Origin of the sequence: Vibrio penaeicida (assembly GCF_002933855.1) — a bacterium.
Classification (GTDB): Bacteria; Pseudomonadota; Gammaproteobacteria; order Enterobacterales; family Vibrionaceae; genus Vibrio; species Vibrio penaeicida_A.
In genome coordinates this window covers 69,037-89,464 of the sequence record NZ_BFAQ01000006.1, presented here as the reverse complement: position 1 = coordinate 89,464, position 20,428 = coordinate 69,037, and the positions used below count along the sequence as shown (strand labels likewise).

Sequence of the window (20,428 nt, the reverse complement as noted above, 5' to 3'; positions counted from 1 at the left end):
AAAATACCAAGCACTTTCTTGCGCAATTGGATCTGCTGTACAAAAAAGTCCCAGAACTGGTTAGAGAGTGAGGAATGAACCTTTTATTCGGTGTAATCTAGTCTTCAAACTACAGACATAAGGATACGTCATGTCGATTACAGGTGAGTGCTTTTGCGGTGATATTAAATACAAGATCAATGGAACACTTCATGATGCTCGATCTTGTCATTGTTCTCGATGCCGAAAAGCATTTAGTGCTCAGGCTTCTGCGTATGCACTGGTGAAAGAAGGCGAATTTGAATGGTTGTCTGGTGAAGATAAATTGACGTCTTATGTTGGCGAACACGGATTCGGGCTGCAGTTTTGTTCAAAATGCGGCTCGACGCTGACCGGTGTATTCAACGGCGAAGTTCATGGCGTTACGCTGGGTTGCATCAATGGCGACCCAGAAATTTCGCTCAGTCGGCATATTTATGTGGGTTCCAAAGCGACGTGGGAATTGATTGCCGATGGCGTACCGCAGTATGAGGAAGCACCACCGAGAGACGCATAGCCAAAAATTTACAATGTAAACTGAAATCAGGTGTTACTGAATAATCAAGCGCGTGAGTTTCTTGCAATCCCCCAACAAGCTTCGAAATCTTCTGATTTGAGGATCCAATTTCAGTGCTCGCAGATCGAATAAGATGGCTGTGGAAAATTGCTTTAGCCCCCGATAGTAATCCGCGTATCCTTCAAGAACTCTTGCGTTGGCTTTGTTAAAAGAGGCATAGCCTACGCGTTCTAAATCGCGAGTGCTTTGATATTTATTAATAATGGATTCGACACTTTTCAAGTTATCTAATCGGCGGTTATCTGTTTGGGTCGCTGAGCCATTGCGCATTAGGTATCCCGTTAAAACGGAATTTACGACTCCCACGTCATGCTGGTCACATATTCGTAGCCAAAGCTCCCAATCTTCAGCATAAGTGGTTTGTGCATCAAACATGCCTAACTGTTCCAGAACCACTCGCTTTAACATAACGGTAGATGTGCCGACGATGTTGTTTTCGATTACGCACTCTAGCGGTTTGCTCAGGCAAAGGTCCTGCTCGGACACCTGAAACTGATTCCAATACCCAAAGCAGTCGATAATGAGTTGGTATTGTTCATCTAGGTGATCATAGTTCGTAAAGCTCATGGCAAGGTTTGGGTGATTGGCGTGAAGATTCAGCTGTTTCTCTAGCTTTTCTGGGTGCCAAAAATCATCGGCATCTAAAAAAGCGACAAATTCCCCATTCGCTTCTCGTATTCCTATATTCCGAGCCTCAGACGCTCCAACGCCTTGCGTTGTCAGAACTTTTAACCTTGTATCAGTGATTTGATTTAAATAGGCGCTGGTTTCATCAGTGCTGTTGTCATTGATGACGACCACTTCATAGTCGTCAAAAGTTTGGTCCAAAACGCTGTTGATTGCTTTGGGTAGATAAGCAATGCAGTTATAAGTGGGAATAATCACCGATACTTTAGCCATCAAGCTTTCCTTTTGAATACTCTAAACACTGAGAACCCAATAAAGCACTATTTGTGCCACTCATTAACATGTTGATTTTAAATATGATTGGGTGTCTAGAGTGCGTATGTTTTGGGAAGTGCTTCTTTATTCTGCATTTTGAATTGCAGATTGATAGGCTAATATCAACTGGAGTTAGAGGTGAGCATTAGGAACACGAGTGACCTCTGTGAGATCACTCGTTCTTGAAGTATTTTTTAAAAAGGATTGGTAAGGTCGCTATCAAACCTAAGACCTTTCAGCCCATTTTTTTCACAGAGTTGCTTTAAGCGTTCATTGGCAAAAAGTTTACTTGCTCCCTGCAGTTTAGATTTAAATAAAGCTTTAAATCTAATATCCGGTTCATGGAATTCCAGAGATCTAAGACCAGTGGGGTAGCCTTCCTCGTAATTCATTTCAGTCTTGCTTGGGTCTACTAGTCCAAAGCTTTGACAATGGAAAGCAAAATATGATGCCCCATTCACAAGTATAGGGAGAAACTCACCAACACTTTCGAGTAACTCCTTTGAAACTTCATAAGCCTTTTCGTTAAGCAGTAAGAAATTGATGTCCCAAGTTGTAATGTCAGGAAAAGGTCTAGATGTACTACTTTCAAACTCAGAACTAACATTATCCCAAATAGGCTTTAAGCTCTCTTGGGTATCAGGTAGATCCAGAAAAAAATCGACAAGATTTTCATCCCCAAGTTGGTTAGCGAGCTGCATTACATCTAATTCGAATAAACAGTAGTTTTCATGATCGGCTTTTAGCTGATATACGCTCATGTGTTAGGTCCAAACCTCTCTTCATATCTATTGACTTACGATGCGTATATCACTGCATCAAAGTTTACACCATCGATAATACTTTCTAATTGAATGTATAGAGTGCTTAAGTGAAAATGATTTAATTGTTAATTACATAAATGTCAGTTATCTACGAAAAACTCGAACATCAAATGGACAAGTGAATGAAACAATTTTTGAAATATCTTTTGGGTGGGCTTTTAGTATTAGTTGTCGTACTAGGGGGATTTTTCTTGTGGATCGGTATGAAATCGAGTGAGGTTACCGCAGCAGTATCGCCGACTGTCGAGAAAAGCGTTCCGCTCGTTGCAACGTGGGATGTAGAGCAGTTTAAACACTTAATTTCACCCGATGCTTTGTATGCTTTTGAGAATGAAAAAGGAAAAAAGATATTCAGGTACTTTTCAAAAATTGGCAAGTTGAAAAGCTTCGCTAAACCTAAACTTGTAAGGTCATATTCGTCTACGAGTGAAAATGGTACTTATGTTATCTTTTCTGTTGAGGCGATATTCGAAAAGGGACCGGGCTTGATGACGTTAGTACTTGTTCCCAGCGACAACAATGAGTACTTAATACGCAGTGTAAACTTAAATTCGGATGTTTTCTTTGACTTATAACTCTATGTTTTCTTTATAGAACGACCAGAGTACAATCCATCCTTACTCACTCAGAAAAAGGAATTTGAATGTTCGGTATTGAAAACTTTTGGCTGTTTGTTGTTTCAGGAATAGCGCTTAATCTGATTCCTGGTCCAGACTCTTTGTATGTGATGGGCAGAAGCGCTACTCAAGGAATGAAAGCGGGTATAGTGGCTGGGGCAGGTATTGGGGCGGGTACTCTGTTTCACATTTTTGCTGCGGCATTTGGGTTATCCGCTGTTTTAGCCACCTCGGCTATGGCGTTTACGGTAGTCAAAATTATAGGTGGTTTATATCTTCTTTATATGGCAGCAATGCTGCTGTTTTCTAAGCCTTCTAATCACAACCAAGATGCGCCAGCAAAATTGAATAAAGCCCCTTTAAAGAATATTTTTCTACAAGGATTTCTTACTAACGTTCTTAACCCTAAAGTGGCGCTGTTTTTCCTCGCTTTTGTACCTCAATTTATTTCTGTGGAAAGTGACAGCAAAGCGCTAGCCTTTTTGATACTTGGCGTCGTGTTTAACGTTAACGGTATGATGTGGTTGCTGTTCCTCTCTTGGAGCTCTGCCAAAGTCAGCAAAAAAGTACAGCAAAGCGAAACCATTATCCGTTGGACAAAACGCGCAGCAGGTTCGCTGTTTGGTTACTTCGGTATCAAGTTAATGATTACGTCGAATGCCAGCTAAATCACCACCAACCGATAGAGCATTTCTCCCAAAATAAAATTGCTGAATTGATTCTCGAAAGCGCTACCACTCGTAGCGCTTTTTGTTGTCTTCTAACAATGCTCGTTCATTAGAATCCCTCATTCATAGGCAAAAGCATCCGCACTAAATTGGGGTGATTTGCTCAGAAATAGTGCATTACAACCGCTGGCTGAATAATTAATCTATTGAATTTTATAGTAATTATTTATTGGCTCATTCTTTGCTGTTTTCTTTACATCTCATATTGGCGCATGGAAGCGATGTGATATGAGTGTCTTGGGTTCAAAATTCAACGCAACGTCAAAGGCAATGGCGCCTTTCCAGCTTTCGCTGGTTGGGTGCCTTTTTTGTATTCAAGCAGCCTCGATAGACGAGGTTAACAAAGTGTACGGAGCATAATCTGCCAAGGAAAGTCTGCATGTCGAAATGTGAAATACAATCTACCTGTCCTTACTGTGGGGTTGGGTGTGGTGTAAGTATTGCTGAAGATCTAATCAAAGGTGATGAGAGTCACCCAGCCAATAAAGGCGCGTTGTGCGTAAAAGGCGCAGCTCTGAAAGAAAGTCTGAATATGCCATCTCGGTTGCTTTATCCCCGTATTATGGGCGAAATGGTGACTTGGCAACAGGCAATAGACACCGTTTCAGACAAGCTGAAAGAGACAATAGAAAAGTACGGACCAGACTCTGTGGCGATGTATGTCTCAGGGCAAATACTCACGGAAGATTACTACGTCGCCAATAAATTGATGAAGGGGTATGTCGGGAGCGCCAATATTGATACCAACTCACGCTTGTGTATGTCGTCGGCGGTGGCTGCGCATATTCGCGCGTTTGGTGAAGATGTTGTGCCCGTTAATTACGACGACCTACTTAAGACTGATCTGATTGTAATAACAGGGGCGAATACCGCATGGACTCATCCTGTGATTTTTCGCCAGATCCAGCAAGCACGAGAACAAAACCCCCACTTACGCTTAGTGGTGTTAGATCCTCGCAAAACCGTAACTGCCGAACAAGCCGATTTGCATTTAGCGTTAGAAAACGATGGCGACATTGTGCTTTACAACGGCTTGATCCGTTTTTGTATTGAAAATGGACACATGGACGAGCGTTTTATAGACCATCATACCAACGGTTTTGAGTCTGTGTCTCAACTTGTCTCCACGCCTGAATATGAGCTTCGCAACGTAGCGCAAACACTAGGGTTGGATGTAGGACCATTACGTACTTTCTACCAATGGTTCGCACTATCCCCCACCGCGATTACCGTATTTTGCCAAGGAATTAATCAGTCGAGTGAAGGAGTAGATAAAGCCAATAGTATTATAAACGCCCATTTACTTACCGGAAAAATAGGTAAAGCGGGCAGCGGACCTTTTTCAATAACTGGGCAACCCAACGCCATGGGCGGGAGAGAAGTGGGCGGTCTGGCGAATATGTTAGCTGTACATCGCGGCTTTGATGAGGATTCGATTGAAAAAGTGGCTCAGTTTTGGGGAGCGCCCAACATCGCAACCAAGCCGGGTTTGAAAGCCGTGGATTTGTTCGATGCGGTGGAAAAAGGGGAAGTGAAAGTCATTTGGGTTATGGCAACCAACCCAGTGGTTTCTATGCCGAATGCCGACAAAGTACGCCGCGCGCTCGCTCAGTGTGACATGGTGATCGTCTCCGACATAACGCCAGATAGCGACACAGCAAAATACGCCAATGTGTTACTTCCCGCCGCAGGATGGGGCGAAAAACAAGGTATGGTAACAAACTCCGAGCGATGTATGTCGCGTCAGCGCCGTTTTATAACACCACCGGGTGAAGCAAAAACCGATTGGGAAACCATCAGCGCGGTAGGTCGGGCATTGTGCGAAAAAATGGGGATGGAAAGTGGGTTTGATTTCGAGTCTGAAGCCGACGTATTTCGAGAATACGCGCGAATGACATCCATAAATCACGACTCGCCGCTTCTTCTAGATATATCCGAGCTGGCAGACATCTCAGATGATGAATATCTAAACTGGTCACCAGCTCGATGGCCACTAAATGAAGATGCCGCTCCTTATCGTAATGGTCGATTTAGCACGCCTTCTAGCAGAGCCAACTTCTTGGTGGCCAAGCCAAATGAATCGGATCAAACCGATCCAACATGGTGGTTGAATACAGGGCGCCATCGCGACCAATGGCATACGATGACGCGAACAGGGCACATCGAGCACCTTTCAGAACTCGACCCAGAACCCACCTTGTATCTCAACTCACTGAGCGGTGAAATGCTAGGCGTTAGCGAAGGCGAACTCGTTAAAATTCAGCATCCAACCCTTGCCGAAGGTTCTATTGTTTACGCGAAAGCAAAATGGGACAAAGGGCTGAATGCCAAGCAAGTATTTATGAGCATGCATTGGGCTGGTTGCTACAGTGGTCATGACGAGTCGGCAAGCCAAATAAATAGAATTCTGGAATCCGTTGTTGATCCCCTTTCCGGACAGCCTGCATTCAAATCGCAACCCGTGTCATTGATGCCCGCAAAAGTAGGCAGTTACATTACCCATGTTCAGCGTCACAGCGACCGCGCTAAGCCTGCTGTTATTGCGAGTAGTCACACTATCTATTCATCAATGCAAACACTTGATACAGGTGTTGTTTGGCGGTATTGCACTTCAACTTCATATTCCAAACCATTATTAATGCAGGCGCTTTCTGGATGTCTGATTCTAGACATACCACAAGGCTGGTGTGCAATAGCAGGGCGGTTTGATCCGTTAGAAAAAAGCTTTGTGACGGACGCGATAACGGTGATCAGCCACAAGCCTATACCCGTGAATGCTAATGAAATTGCAGAGATGTTAGGAAAACCACTTGATATTCAAAAGGTATCGAAAGGGTTGTCTGGTGGTGAGCAAGGCACACTGGTTTGCAGCTGTTTTAGGGTGTCAGACATTAGAATTAAGCAAGCGATTGAGCAACATAACATTCAATCATTACATGAGTTGCAGGCGGTACTTAAGTGCGGAACCAACTGCGGGTCATGCATTCCCGAGCTCAATAACGCTTTGGAACAAAACGTAATTTTTATGAAGTAGGGGATACTCTGGAATGACAAAAGTAATGCAAACGGATTGTAGATCGACTTCATTCAGACCTCTGCTGTTTAAGAAAGTTAACCTAGATGCGCACACACCCACAGCGCATAAGAAAAACGGAAGGGATGGGGGAACGGTAAAATTGGTAGGATGCGGACCGAGCGACCCCGAATTGTTAACCATCAAAGCGTTTAAAGCCATTCAAGATGCCCAAGTGCTTGTGTATGACCGCTTGATCAACCAAGACATTTTAACGCTCGCCAGCCCAAATGTAGAAACCATTTACGTTGGTAAACGTTGTGGTCGTCCCAGTATGAAACAAGAAGCGATAAACGCGTTACTCGTCCGGTTAGCCAAGGAAGGCAAACAGGTCGTAAGGCTAAAGGGCGGCGACCCTTTTATATTTGGGCGCGGAGGGGAAGAAGCGTTGGAATTGGCGAAGTACCAAATTCCATTTGAAGTTATTCCTGGTATTACTGCCGCGATCGGCTGCGCTGCAAGTTCATTGATTCCGCTGACTCACCGAGAAGTTTCGCGTAGCGTCACGTTAGTTACAGGGAACGTTGTTACTGGTGCTTTACCTGCTTGGAGTGGCTTGGTGAACAGCGGGCAAACGCTGGTTTTTTACATGGGGTTAGAGAAAGCAAATGAGATCCAGCAAGGGCTGATTAAGAATGGACTAAAGGGGAGAACACCTGTCGCCATTGTGACCAATGGATGTAGCGATGAAGAAAAAATTCATACTCTAACGCTGAACCGACTCAGCGATGCGGCTGCGAAATTAAAGGGCGTTAGTCCTGCACTGATGATTTTGGGCGAAGTGGTTGAAATAAGAGCAAATATTTCGGCTTTGATATCACAGAGCGCAGAGTTTTCTGTATAGTGATCACTTCTTCAAAAGGTGCATTAAAAGGAAGCAGTAAATGTCTATCGCTATTCAGTGTATTAGGGCTCTCGGGAAAGGCGAGCGTGGAAGAAGACCGCTCACTGAACAAGAATCGTTCGATTTGTTGAGAGGATGGTTTGATGGGCACGTTGCCGACGACCAACTGGCGATGGCATTAGTACTAATGCGGGTAAACAACGAAACTCCTGAAGAAATAGCGGGGTTTGTCCGCGCATTTCATGAAGGCTTTGAACCTATCAAAGCGGACTTGGATTGGCCTTTGTATGCCGGAAAGCGCGTTCACGAGAACAAAACAACCGACAAAGCTTGGCATTTGGTCGCCGCTAAAATTTTAGCCGATAACGACCACAAGATTCTATTGCACGGTCACGCGCAAAGACACTTAACAAAAAATCATGCCGAGCAGTCGTTAGGTGCGCTTGGTATCGTGTATGCGGACAGTTTGGCGCACGCAGAAAAGGTGATTCAGTCGGAGGGTATTGCGTACCTACCATTGGAAGCTTTCCAACCCAAAATCGTGACATTACTAAGTTGGAATGCACGATACGGAGTAAGGACGCCAATCAATACAGTGGTGAGAGCACTTAACCCTGGTCAATTACCTTATGGTCTAAGAGGCAGTTTCCACCCGGGTTTTCAGGAACTGCATGCCAAAGTAGAGCAAAAAGTCTGCGCGGAATCAGGGCGCGTATTGTCGTTTAAAGGTACATCGGGTGAAACCGAATTCAACCCAAAAGTCAGCCAAACAGTATGGGTGTGCGACCACGGAAAAGTAGCTCCCATGTATTGGGAAGAAAGCGCTTCTCAACCCGTAAAAGTAGCGGAAAATTGTGTACTAGGAACGGCACCTGCCGAGCTTGAATTGATGTCGCACAGCGTTGTAGCGACGCTAGTGTCGGCGCTGTTTGCGATTCATGGGGACAAAGAAAAGGCACAAAAATTGGCAAACGAATATTGGGGCCAATATCTAGCGAAGGCAGCCTTAGCCTCCTAACCTATCCCACTTCATAACAGAAGTCGGAATGCGATAAAAAGGACATGTTATGAAGGACCATACGGTTTTCGTTTTCAGCGATAACCCAGAACAACAAACGCTACTAAGTGAACAACTGGCCACGCAGCAAATGAAGGTTGTGCAAGGCCAGCTGGCACACTTAGAAGCGATGCTCAATAAATCGGATTCTAGGGCAGAGCCAGAGCTTGATATTACTCGTCAATCTTTGGTGGTTTCATGGTCAGCACCAACTGCTGAATTGCAGTTCCTTATTGAGTATGCCGTCGCCAAAAAGTGCACATTGGTCATACTTGTAGGAACACTCCTGGCCGATAATATCGCTCGCCTTCCTTTCGCGAATCAATACGTCATCCTTCCCTACCGCTCCGATCATGATCTGTCCATGTGGCTCCAACACGCCGTTCGATTACGTGAAAATATGGACAAAATGGAACAAGACATTGCCTTGTTAAATCAAAAACTCGACGATAGAAAATGGATCGAGAAAGCCAAAGGCACATTGATGAAAATGCACAGTATCGACGAAGAAGAAGCCTATAAAGCACTTCGAACCAGCGCGATGAAATCCAGCCAGCCAATTGGTCTTGTGGCTAAGAACCTAATGCTAACGTTTGATGCGATTAGCTAGGAAGTGGAATGGAATAACACTCGATCTGGTGCAGTGATGCACTACAAAGCGGCAAAAGAACTAAGTTAATAATGCGGAAAGCCATTAACTAACTGATATTTAGTAATATTTGTGTTTGGCACGCAACTTGAAATAATAAAAACTATAAGCGGAGCAATGCTCCAATAGACCATCAACGGCGGTGGTTAATAGCTAAGCAATGGCGTGACTGCACTTTGAGTGCAGCCGCGCCTTTTTTTTAAGTTTTTATTATTGGAAATTGGAACAGGAGCGTTCGAATGGGTTGTCGGAAAAACAGAATAAGGTCTTGGTTACTAAAAACAGTGGGTTTAACACTTTCATTAGGTGCGATCTCAATAGGTGCGCATTCTGCTTATGCACAGGTAGGTGAACCCGAGTTAGAGGACTTGAAGTTTGGCTTTATTAAGCTGACCGACATGGCTCCCCTTGCGGTGGCGTATGAAAAAGGTTTTTTTGAGGACGAAGGGTTGTACGTAACGCTGGAAGCGCAAGCCAACTGGAAAGTACTGCTCGATAGAGTGATTGATGGAGAGTTGGATGGTGCACATATGTTGTCGGGGCAACCGCTTGGGGCAACCATTGGTATAGGCACAAAAGCAGAAGTGATCACCGCGTTTAGTATGGATTTGAATGGCAACGCCATTACTGTTTCTAACGACATATGGCAACAAATGAAGCCCCATGTAAACAAACAAGCGGATGGGAAACCTGCCCACCCCATCAAAGCTGATGCCTTAAAGCCCGTAGTTGAAAGCTACCTCGACAAAGGAAAACCATTCAACATGGGTATGGTGTTTCCAGTTTCTACTCACAATTACGAGTTGCGCTACTGGCTAGCCGCTGGGGGGATTCACCCAGGGTATTACGCCCCTAAAACCGGAGACAACAGCGGTCAGTTAGACGCTGATGTGCTGTTGAGTGTTACCCCTCCACCACAAATGCCCGCCACGATGGAAGCTGGAACCATAATGGGATACTGCGTCGGCGAACCTTGGAATCAGCAAGCGGTTATCAAAGGAATAGGCGTTCCAGTAGTAACCGATTACGAAATATGGAAAAACAATCCTGAAAAAGTGTTTGGTGTATCTAAAGCATGGGCAGAAAAGTACCCGAATACACATATTCGCGTCGTTAAGGCGTTAATTCGAGCCGCCCATTGGTTAGATGATAACAACAACGCCAACCGTGAAGAAGCGGTGAAGTTACTGGCTAAAAGCCAATACGTTGGTGCGGATGCGGATGTGATCGCCAACAGTATGACGGGTACGTTTGAGTATGAAAAAGGCGACAAACGTTCAGTGCCAGACTTCAATGTATTTTTCCGCTACAACGCGACTTATCCCTATTACAGCGACGCCATTTGGTACTTAACGCAAATGCGTCGCTGGGGGCAGATTCCAGAAGAAAAGCCAGATGATTGGTACGCCAATATCGCGAAACAAGTGTATCGCCCCGATATCTACCAGCAGGCTGCGGAGTCTCTCATCAAAGATGGGATTTTGAGCAAAGCAGATTTCCCAGAATTTAGTTCACAAGATGGTTACCGCCAGCCGCAAACGCATTTTATCGACAATATTGTGTATGACGGTAAAAAGCCGAATGCCTATTTGAAGAAATTCAATATTGGCCTGAAAGGTTCAGAGGAAATCTAAAATGGACAGTCAGCTATCCAAGAAGCCCTCACCTAAGAAGAAAATGTCGGAAAACAACGTATTTTCGTTGTTTCCAAACAGAGCGCAGGTCGCCAACCACAGTAAGGCATTGTTGCTCCCTCTACTTGGGATATTGCTGTTCTTGATGTTATGGCATTTGTCTGCTCGCCAAGTACAAACCTCTTTAGGCACGTTGCCAGGCCCTGTTCAAACAGCGCAGCAGTTTGGCAATTTGGTCTCCGATCACTGGGCAGAAAGAGAGAAAGAAGTGGCGTTTGTTGAGCGTCAAGAAAAACGCAATGCAGCCAAGCTAGCGAAAGACCCAGATGCCAAAGTGAAAATTCGTCCTTATACCGGCAAGCCGACCTTTTTCGACCAGATAGTGACTAGCTTAATTACCGTTGCGTGCGGCTTTTTTCTCGCCTCATTCATTGCCATTCCAGCGGGCATCGTATTGGGGTTAAATCACAACTTGTACCAAGCATTCAACCCAGTTATCCAGTTACTCAAGCCGGTTTCACCATTGGCATGGTTACCGATTGTCACCATGGTGGTGAGTGCTACTTACGTCAGCTCCGATCCTTTGGTGGCGAAATCGTTTGTGAACTCTTTGCTTACCGTGGCGCTGTGCAGTTTGTGGCCCACGCTAATCAACACCGCTGTGGGGGTAACGAGTGTCGATAAAGATCTGGTGAACGTAAGCCGAGTGTTACGCCTATCATGGTGGAAACACATCTGGACGATTGTTCTTCCTTCATCGATTCCCATGATTTTTACCGGTCTGCGCCTTTCACTAGGCGTTGCATGGATGGTGCTGATTGCCGCAGAAATGTTGGCGCAAAACCCGGGGCTAGGAAAGTTCGTGTGGGATGAATTCCAGAACGGCAGCTCAGCCTCGCTCGGTCGGATCATGGTTGCTGTGATCACGATTGGGTTTATCGGGTTGTTGCTCGATAGGGGAATGCTGACGCTGCAAAAGTCGGTGTCTTGGGATAAGCAGCAAATACTGCGTTAGGAGAATATTATGCCAAATTCATTTTTAAATCTGACTCAGTTAGGTATGCGATTCCCCACGCCAAAAGGCGAATTTGTTGCTTTGAAAAAAGTGGATTTACGCATTCAAGAGGGCGAATTCATTTCATTGATTGGTCACTCTGGCTGTGGAAAATCAACGGTACTTAACTTGGTTGCTGGGCTACACGATCCAACAGATGGCGGTGTGATACTGCAAGGACGAGAAGTCGATGGACCGGGACCAGAGCGCGCAGTCGTGTTTCAAAACCACTCTTTGCTGCCTTGGCTGTCGGTTTACCAAAACGTGGAACTGGCGGTAAAGCAGTTAGCCACCAAGAACTTAGCCTCAGCCAACACAGAGGGAAAGAAAAAGCGGTCGTGGGTACGAGAGCAGGTTCAACATTACCTTGAATTAGTGCAAATGACTCATGCCAGCGACAAAAAGCCCGATGAGATTTCAGGCGGCATGAAACAGCGAGTCGGGATTGCACGAGCACTCGCTTTAAAGCCTAAAGTGCTGCTGATGGATGAACCCTTTGGTGCGTTAGATGCGTTAACCAGAGCCCATTTGCAAGACGCACTCATGGCGATTCACGCGGAACTTAACACCACCGTGATCATGATAACGCACGATGTAGACGAAGCCGTTCTGTTGTCGGATCGGATTGTCATGATGACCAACGGACCTGCGGCCACAATTGGCGAAGTACTCCATGTAGAGCTCGACAGACCGAGAAATCGCGTCCAGTTGGCAGATAACGCCCAATATCAAAAATATCGCCAGTCGGTTTTACGCTTTCTGTACGAAAAACAAGCCAAGCCGCAACCCGTATTGGCAACCCCAAAACAAGAGGAGCCGTCAGAAGCTCCCAAAAGCGCATAAGGAAGGTGAGCAATATGGAACGTTTGGTCATTGTCGGGAACGGAATGGTGGGGCATCAATTGGTGGCTTCACTGGTAGAAAAGCATGCTCATTTACACTATCAAATTACAGTAATTGGGGAAGAGACTTGCATCGCGTACGACAGAGTACAGTTGTCTGCCCTCTTTTCTGGTAAGTCCCACGAAGACTTAAAGCTTGGAAGTGAGGGCTGGTATAAAAAATATGGGGTAGAGCTGATTCTTGGTCGTCAGGTTACATCGGTCAAAACTGAAAATCAGCAGGTGGTGATCGATGACAACGTCATTCTACAGTACGACAAATTGGTTCTTGCAACGGGGTCTTATCCGTTTGTTCCGCCCATTGCTGGACACAATCGTAAAAACTGTTTTGTCTATCGAACGCTGGATGATCTCTCTGAAATCCAAGCAGCTTGTGAAGGGGCGAAATCCGGTGCAGTGATCGGTGGTGGGCTACTTGGGCTGGAAGCTGCTAACGCACTAAGGCTACTCGGGTTGGACACCCACGTGATTGAGTTTGCACCAAGATTGATGCCCGTTCAGCTTGATAGCGGAGCTGGCAACATGCTGAAAAGCAAAATAGAGTCGATTGGTTTGCAGGTGCATACAGGTACTGCGACAGAAGAAATTATAGATGGAGAAAGCGCATTCCATCGCATGAAGTTGAAAGATAAAGACCCGCTAGAGGTTGATGTTATCGTATTTTCCGCAGGGATCCGTCCACAAGACGCGCTAGCGAGACAGGCTGGTATTACGGTGGGAGAGCGAGGTGGCATTGTGATTGATGACCACTGTATTACGAGTGATCCGAATGTCTACGCCATTGGGGAATGTGCTTTATGGCAACAAAAAATCTTTGGGCTGGTTGCTCCTGGCTACCAAATGGCACGTACAGTAGCCGAGCAATTGTCTGGTGGAGACAGCACTTTTACTGGCGCGGATATGAGCACCAAGCTCAAACTGCTCGGGGTGGATGTTGCCTCGATTGGCGATGCGCAGAAGACGACAGAAGGCGCTCAGGAACTCATTCTTCAAGATGCGAATACCGGCATTTACAAGAAGCTGATCACCGATGCGTCTGGGTCGCAATTGTTGGGCGCGATATTGGTAGGAGACAATACCGATTATGATGCTCTGCTCCAGTGTTACCTCAATCAATCACCGTTACCAGAGTATCCAGCGCAGTTGCTGCTTGATGCCTCACCGCTGTCGGGTGAAATCGGCGATAACACGCTTATCTGCTCATGCCACAATGTTACTAAAAGCGACTTGGTGGTTGCTATTCAAGCTGGCGCGCACGATCTTAATGCCTTGAAATCTGAAACCAAAGCAGGCACAGGCTGTGGCGGGTGCAGCAACATGGTAAAAACCGTGCTGGATGCAGAATTGGCTGCATTAGGGATGGAGGTAAACAACCACATTTGCGAGCATTTTGCGTATTCAAGGCAGGAGTTGTTTCATATCTGTCAAGTAGAAGCGATCCACGATTTTGAAACCTTACTCACCCGATACGGCAATGGTGTTGGGTGCGATTTATGCAAGCCGACAGCGGCGTCGATTTTTGCATCGTTATGGAATGAACACATTTTGGAACCGCAACACCAAGCGCTGCAAGATTCGAACGACGCCTTTATGGCTAATCTGCAAAAAGACGGTTCCTATTCCGTTGTGCCTCGCGTCCCGGGTGGAGAGATCACGCCAGACAAGCTTATCCGTTTAGGGCAGGTTGCAAAGCAGTACGATCTCTACACCAAAATTACTGGTGGGCAACGCGTTGACTTGTTTGGTGCCAAGATGGAGCAATTACCTGAAATATGGGAACAACTCATCGAAGCGGGCTTTGAGACTGGTCATGCCTATGGCAAGTCACTGCGTACAGTGAAGTCGTGTGTTGGGTCAACATGGTGTCGATACGGGGTCGATGATTCTGTTGGCTTCGCGATTGAACTTGAAAACCGCTACAAAGGTTTACGTTCGCCCCACAAGCTTAAAATGGCGGTGTCCGGATGCACACGAGAATGTGCGGAAGCGCAGAGCAAAGATATAGGTGTGATCGCCACTGAAAATGGCTGGAATTTGTATGTTTGTGGCAATGGGGGGATGCGCCCTCGCCATGCGGACTTGCTGGCTTCTGATTTGTCGAAAGACGAACTGGTCACCTTGATTGACCGTGTGCTGATGTTCTACGTTCGAACGGCAGACAAGCTTCAGCGAACATCGGTATGGATGGACAACCTTGACGGAGGGTTGGAATATCTGAAAAGTGTCGTGATAGACGATTCGCTTGGGATCAATGCTCAGCTAGAAGCGCAAATGCAACATGTAGTGGATTCTTATCAATGTGAGTGGAAAACCGCGGTGATGTCGGATAAAAAACGCGCCCGATTCCGTCCATTCATTAACCACGAAGGAGATAGTGTTCCGCTGCCTTACCAGAGAGTTCGAGGTCAACGTATACCCAGCACTATTTCGACGCAAAATTCAGAGGTGAAATGATGTGGAAGAAGATTTGCAACATAAACCAGCTTTTGCCGTATCAAGGTGTCGGCAGTGTGTTTGACGATCATCAGGTCGCGTTATTTTTGGTGCCTGATGATGAAGCGTGTTTTGATACAAGTAACTCGGATAAGTCGCCTCGTGTTTTTGCTATAGGGAATTGGGATCCAATAGCAAGGGCTTACGTAATGAGCCGAGGAATTGTTGGAAATCAGGGGGAGGAATTGTGCGTAGCCTCTCCAATGTATAAGCAGCATTTTAGCTTAGAAACAGGCGCGTGTTTGGAAATGCCAGAACAGAGTTTAAGAACGTGGCAAGTTCAGATAAAAAATGACGAAGTATGGCTCAAATCTAAACAGCCCTAAGATCTAACTTTACCAATAAAATTAAAAGGGGTGAGGCATTTATTCAATGCCTCACCCCTTTTTTTACTGAGTCAGCGAAAGTGCCCTGTTAGAGAGCGAATGAGAGCATCTTTATTTCTGCTCGAACTGTTTCGCCAATTGGAATAGTTTATCGACACCTTGTTTTAATACTTGGCTGTTTTTCTCGACCAAATCTGTTTCGGCCAAATTGTTCTCGGAAGTTTGAGCAATAGAATGCACGCGATCACTAACTTGGCTAGAAAGTTGAGTTTGCTGGTTAGCCGAGTCGGATACTTGGTCGATCAAACCATGAATTTCAGTCATCATTTGCTCAATTTGCTGGAGGCTTTGCGCACCTTCTTGCGCAATTACAACGCAATCGCCAGTCTGATCTCGGCTGCGTTCAATTTCTTTTTGCCATGTCGAAATGGTCGACAACATTTGGCCTAAGCTCGCTTGAATGGTTTCGGTTGCATTTTGAGTACGTGATGAAAGCGCACGAACTTCATCGGCAACGACGGCGAATCCACGGCCTTGTTCTCCTGCCCGCGCCGCTTCTATTGCAGCGTTCAGAGCCAACAGGTTCGTTTGCTCTGCAATACCACTTATCTCAGACATCACTGAGCCGACTTTTTGTGCTTGGTCGCTAAGTTGATAGGTGGTTTGTGTCGCTTTTTCTGCGTTAGCAGCAAGTTGATTCAATTGATTTTCAGTGGCATCAATCTTGGCTCGGGTTTGGTCGCATTGCGATTGAGTGTCGTTGATCAGCACTTGAGTTTGAGATGCATGTTCGAATACTTGATTGGCAGAAGAAGCCATATCGTTCACTGCGCTTGCCACATGGTGGATGTCAGTGTTTTGTTGTCGAATGGCACCCATGGCTCGAATTGCGGTATTGCTTAAATCGTCCGAGAGTTGGTGAAGAGGCGCTGCTGAATCGGTCATTCTCCCTAATACTGTGCGGATACGTGCTTGCAACAACTTGATATGGAAATCAGCAGAAGACGCAATGTGACTACCCGAGTAAACCAAACGACTCACACTGTCGTATTCGGATTGCAGCTTTTTCAGGAACACGGGTGTATCGATGAGTTCTTGGCGGAAGAAAACCGCAAGCACAGCAGCAGGCAGAGCACTCATCATTAGTTGCCATGAAATACCGCTCTCCATCATATTCGCAATGACAGGGATTGCACACGCAGCAGCCAGTGCGGAGTATTTGAATGCAGTAGGTAAACCAAAAGCAAAACTGCGACCGTTCTTTTCAGCTTCACGCAGCTTTTGGTAGGCCTTCGAAGCCACATCAACCCATTTGGATTTTGGTTTTACTCGAACCGATTGATAACCCGCGATTCTGCCTTGTTCGTAAATAGGAGTCACATAAGCATCTACCCAGTAAAAACCACCATTCTTGGTTCGGTTTTTCACAATCCCTCGCCATGCGTTCCCCTTCTTAAGGTGTGACCACATATCAGCAAACGCTGCCTTTGGCATATCGGTGTGGCGAACAAGATTGTGGTTCTGCCCTAAAAGCTCGTTCTCTTCAAAACCAGCGACTCTACAAAAGGCAGGATTACAATACGTGATAACACCCTTTAAGTCGGTTGTAGAAACAAGTTGTTCATTTTCACCCACTAGAACTTCTTGAGCTGATTTTGAAAGGGTTTGAGGCATGTGATTTCTATTCCATCTGAGAGATTTGTTGGGGCCAATATAATCACATCAATTGTGAGGAATACAAAATAAAATTCTACAAATGTAAATTTATATGATCAGTAGCTCATAAAATCCCCGCCTTGATTTTATTTTGAGCTTTAAAAAAAATAATCTTATATTTGATTCTTATTTCGTTTAGTTATTTCTCATAGCGGAAACCATCTTAGAATGACCTATTATAAAGATTCTGGTCTCACTTGGAGCGGTGGAATGACGCGTCTAACTGTTTGGTGTTTATTACTTTTTATTTGTTTTCCTTCTTTTGCCGTTATAAAAGCGGACTCGGTTATCCGTAACGCCAATATTTATACAGGGAAGGGATTTCGTGTTTCTGCTATGGCGATTCGAGAAGGGAAAATTGACTATCTGGGAGATGAAGCCGGGCTGGAAGACTACATTGACGTAGAAACCAAGATCATCAACGCGAATGGTGCGTTGGTTCTTCCGGGGTTTATAGATAATCATAACCACGTTTTTGAGTCGGCTTCCGAAGTGGGAGGCGACTGCTATGTGGATCCAGACGTTTTGCTTGAAGAACAAATCCCCTATTTACGCTACTGCAAAGAATACGGCGAGAAGCAGAAGTGGATCATTGGGTACGGTTTTCAACTCGATCATATTCTCCATAAATCAAACAAGCGTACCCCGTTGGAGGTGCTTGATAGTGTGTTCCCAGATAAACCTGTGGTTCTTATGGAGCAAACGTCGCACTCCATGTGGGTCAATTCTGCTGCCCTTAAGGCCGCCAATTTTACCGCGAAAACACCTCACCCTGCTGGTGGTCGAATTCTGAAAGATAAACGCACGGGTAAGCTCAATGGTATTTTATTGGATAACGCTGGAGACGTGATCATGGAGCTTGCTTGGAACAGCTCTGATAACCTTTTTGCAGCTAGTTATAAAGGGCTGATAAATGGGTTAAACGAGACTGCGCAGCATGGTATTACCACCATTGGTGATGGCCGGATGTATTGGAAGCGAGGCTGGCTAGAAGTTTGGCAGCAGGCAGAAATCAATGGCGATCTAACCGCTAGAGTATCTCTCCGACCATGGATTTATCCTCAAGATGACATGCTTAAACAATTGAAATACTTAGAGCGTATTTATCGGAACGATGATCAAGGCTGGTTGCGTATTGATCAAGTGAAAATGTACAGCGATGGAATATTGATTAATGGCACGGCGAAAACCTTGGCGCCGTATCTGTTTTCTTATATGCCGAAAAGTAAAGATGGTTTGTATTACATTCCACCGGGCGAGATGGAAGAGTGGCTACATTTGTTAAATGGCATTGGTTATGGTGCTCACATCCACGCGATTGGCGATAAAGCCGTGCGAGCATCGCTAGATGCTATTGAAAGCCTAGATAATCAGGCAAAAACCGCTTCCTACACGCTGACGCATGTCGAGATGATAAGTAAAAAAGACATACCGAGATTTGCAAGGTTGGGCGTGACGGCAGACATGCAGGTCGGGTCTGACTACGTTGCACAGCAAAACCATGATTGGGCGAAGCCATTTATTGGAATGAAACGCACCCACGATCTGATGCCTTTGAACAAGCTATATCGTTCAGGGGCGAATGTTAGCTTAAGCAGTGATTGGAATGTCCATCCAATCAGTCCATTAGCGGGTATTGCCAATAGCCTAAAGATGGGCAATCAAGGGCTTCCCGATATTGATGCTGCGATAAAGGCATACACTCAAAACCCAGCGATAAGTTTAGGGGTAGAGCATTTAACGGGGACATTGGAAGTAGGTAAATCTGCTGATTTAGTCATACTAGGAGATGATATTACGAAAATGTCTCCTGAAGATATCCCTTACACGCCTATTTGGCTCACCATGGTTATGGGGCATATCGTTTTCTTGCTTGAGTGATTATTTGCAAGAGTGGCTTTTGTGTGAGTAGCTCTATTTCATACGTATTAAGCTCAAGTTTTGTTAGACCAATGCGTCGTTGAACTTATGCTTTGTTAAACTTATGCTTTATTAAACCAAGGTCGGTTTGAAAGACGCGCTTTAATAAAGTCTAAGAATAAGTTCACTTTCAATGGACGTTGTTGCCTGTCATCAGACACTAGCGCCACCACATCGGCTCTTGGAATGGGGAAGTCTGGTAACAATGAAACCAGCTCACCGGATTTGAGTTCTTTGGTAACATCCCACTCTGAACGCTGAATGATCCCTTTCCCGTCCACTGCCCAATCTTTAATAACTTGCCCCACATTACTGGATAGCTTGGGATGAATTCTTACCCCTGTGAGAGGCTGATTGCTGGTGGCTTCAAATTTCCACATGGTCACATCTTCATCATTTTCTCTTAAAGCGATACATTGATGCTTGTGTAAATCTTGCGGACAGAGCAAAGGTGGCGAATTTCTCAAGTATTGAGGAGATGCCAGCAAAAGGCGTCGATTTTCTGCAAGATGTATGCATTTGAGTGAAGAGTTCTTAAGTTCACCAATGTAAACCATTACATCTGGATGTTGCCGGTCTGTCCAGCGCGGTATGTCTGAAAGAGTGAGGTCGATATCTATATTTGTGTATCGTTCTTGAAACTCTGTGACAAGAGGAGCAATGTAATCGATGCCAAATCCTAATGGGGATAGCACCCTCAATTCTCCCTCAATGACTTGTTTATCAGCGAGTATTTCATTCTGTAATGATTCAATGTCTACAAGTAGCTTGCGCCCCCGTTTGGCCAGCTTTTCCCCCTCTTCAGTAAGGGTTGTAGAACGAACGCTTCTTTCAACTAATTTTACATTTAATTTTTTTTCTAATGCCTGCAACCTTTGCGAAATACTAGGGGGGGTAACGTTGAGCGTTCTGGCAGCCGCAGCCAGTGAAGGGCTGTTGGCGATCGTGTCGAAAAATTCAAGGTCCTGTGAAGTGAGCATTAAGTTCAACCTTAATATTGGAGTTAGATATGATTAATTTAACTACATGTTGAAAATTGATACTAATAATGGCG

The 20,428-nt window shown here is 45.3% G+C and carries 17 protein-coding genes; 13 read left to right on the top strand and 4 right to left on the bottom strand.

Translation table 11 applies throughout. The features are described 5' to 3' along the window. Positions 1-130: 130 nt before the first annotated feature. Positions 131-535 (top strand): GFA family protein, encoded by a 405-nt coding sequence (locus VPNCDNU1_RS01480; RefSeq protein ID WP_101111782.1) that lies wholly within the window; start codon positions 131-133, stop codon positions 533-535. A gap of 33 nt (positions 536-568) precedes the next feature. On the opposite strand, the gene VPNCDNU1_RS01475 is transcribed toward VPNCDNU1_RS01480, so the two are convergent. Then, positions 569-1,495: a glycosyltransferase family 2 protein gene (locus VPNCDNU1_RS01475; protein WP_104398705.1), complete on the bottom strand. Its 927-nt coding sequence runs from the start codon at positions 1,493-1,495 to the stop codon at positions 569-571. 236 nt (positions 1,496-1,731) lie between these two features. Continuing rightward, positions 1,732-2,298 (bottom strand): hypothetical protein, encoded by a 567-nt coding sequence (locus VPNCDNU1_RS01470; RefSeq protein ID WP_104398704.1) that lies wholly within the window; start codon positions 2,296-2,298, stop codon positions 1,732-1,734. A 185-nt stretch (positions 2,299-2,483) separates the two neighbouring features. On the opposite strand from VPNCDNU1_RS01470, the gene VPNCDNU1_RS01465 reads away from it, so the two are divergent. The 11 genes from VPNCDNU1_RS01465 (at position 2,484) to nirD (ending at position 15,738) form a co-directional block, all read left to right on the top strand. Further along, a complete protein-coding gene (locus VPNCDNU1_RS01465; RefSeq protein ID WP_104398703.1) occupies positions 2,484-2,936 on the top strand; it encodes a hypothetical protein in 453 nt (150 codons plus the stop codon). Between the two features lie 68 nt (positions 2,937-3,004). Beyond that, positions 3,005-3,646, top strand: a complete 642-nt coding sequence (locus tag VPNCDNU1_RS01460; protein ID WP_104398702.1) for a LysE family translocator — start codon at positions 3,005-3,007, stop codon at positions 3,644-3,646. 439 nt (positions 3,647-4,085) lie between these two features. Next, entirely contained in the window at positions 4,086-6,740 is a 2,655-nt protein-coding gene (locus tag VPNCDNU1_RS01455) for a nitrate reductase (RefSeq protein WP_104398701.1), read from the top strand. 13 nt (positions 6,741-6,753) lie between these two features. Next, the gene (gene cobA, locus VPNCDNU1_RS01450; protein ID WP_104398700.1) at positions 6,754-7,623 is read left to right on the top strand and encodes a uroporphyrinogen-III C-methyltransferase; all 870 of its coding nucleotides are present in this window, start codon (positions 6,754-6,756) and stop codon (positions 7,621-7,623) included. A 40-nt stretch (positions 7,624-7,663) separates the two neighbouring features. Further along, positions 7,664-8,641 (top strand): glycosyl transferase family protein, encoded by a 978-nt coding sequence (locus VPNCDNU1_RS01445; RefSeq protein WP_104398699.1) that lies wholly within the window; start codon positions 7,664-7,666, stop codon positions 8,639-8,641. Positions 8,642-8,690: 49 nt separating this feature from the next. Then, positions 8,691-9,290 (top strand): ANTAR domain-containing response regulator, encoded by a 600-nt coding sequence (locus tag VPNCDNU1_RS01440; protein ID WP_104398698.1) that lies wholly within the window; start codon positions 8,691-8,693, stop codon positions 9,288-9,290. A 278-nt stretch (positions 9,291-9,568) separates the two neighbouring features. Then, on the top strand, positions 9,569-10,963 hold the full coding sequence (locus tag VPNCDNU1_RS01435) for a CmpA/NrtA family ABC transporter substrate-binding protein (protein ID WP_237324053.1): 1,395 nt from the start codon (positions 9,569-9,571) through the stop codon (positions 10,961-10,963). A 43-nt stretch (positions 10,964-11,006) separates the two neighbouring features. Continuing rightward, positions 11,007-11,978, top strand: a complete 972-nt coding sequence (locus tag VPNCDNU1_RS01430) for an ABC transporter permease (RefSeq protein WP_104398734.1) — start codon at positions 11,007-11,009, stop codon at positions 11,976-11,978. A gap of 9 nt (positions 11,979-11,987) precedes the next feature. Beyond that, positions 11,988-12,860: an ABC transporter ATP-binding protein gene (locus VPNCDNU1_RS01425; RefSeq protein ID WP_104398697.1), complete on the top strand. Its 873-nt coding sequence runs from the start codon at positions 11,988-11,990 to the stop codon at positions 12,858-12,860. A gap of 14 nt (positions 12,861-12,874) precedes the next feature. Then, positions 12,875-15,373 (top strand): nitrite reductase large subunit NirB, encoded by a 2,499-nt coding sequence (gene nirB, locus VPNCDNU1_RS01420; protein ID WP_104398696.1) that lies wholly within the window; start codon positions 12,875-12,877, stop codon positions 15,371-15,373. Next, positions 15,370-15,738, top strand: a complete 369-nt coding sequence (gene nirD, locus VPNCDNU1_RS01415) for a nitrite reductase small subunit NirD (protein WP_371410773.1) — start codon at positions 15,370-15,372, stop codon at positions 15,736-15,738. The genes nirB and nirD overlap by 4 nt, the downstream gene beginning before the upstream one ends. Positions 15,739-15,849: 111 nt before the next feature. Here the strand turns inward: nirD and VPNCDNU1_RS01410 are convergent, their stop codons facing one another. Beyond that, positions 15,850-17,412 (bottom strand): methyl-accepting chemotaxis protein, encoded by a 1,563-nt coding sequence (locus VPNCDNU1_RS01410; protein WP_104398694.1) that lies wholly within the window; start codon positions 17,410-17,412, stop codon positions 15,850-15,852. A gap of 252 nt (positions 17,413-17,664) precedes the next feature. Here VPNCDNU1_RS01410 and VPNCDNU1_RS01405 point away from each other — a divergent pair, with 252 nt between their 5' ends. After that, positions 17,665-19,335 (top strand): amidohydrolase, encoded by a 1,671-nt coding sequence (locus VPNCDNU1_RS01405; protein ID WP_104398693.1) that lies wholly within the window; start codon positions 17,665-17,667, stop codon positions 19,333-19,335. A gap of 101 nt (positions 19,336-19,436) precedes the next feature. On the opposite strand, the gene VPNCDNU1_RS01400 is transcribed toward VPNCDNU1_RS01405, so the two are convergent. Continuing rightward, positions 19,437-20,354 carry a LysR family transcriptional regulator gene (locus tag VPNCDNU1_RS01400; RefSeq protein ID WP_101111767.1) on the bottom strand — a complete coding sequence of 306 codons (918 nt, stop codon included), beginning with the start codon at positions 20,352-20,354 and terminating at the stop codon, positions 19,437-19,439. Positions 20,355-20,428 lie beyond the last annotated feature (74 nt).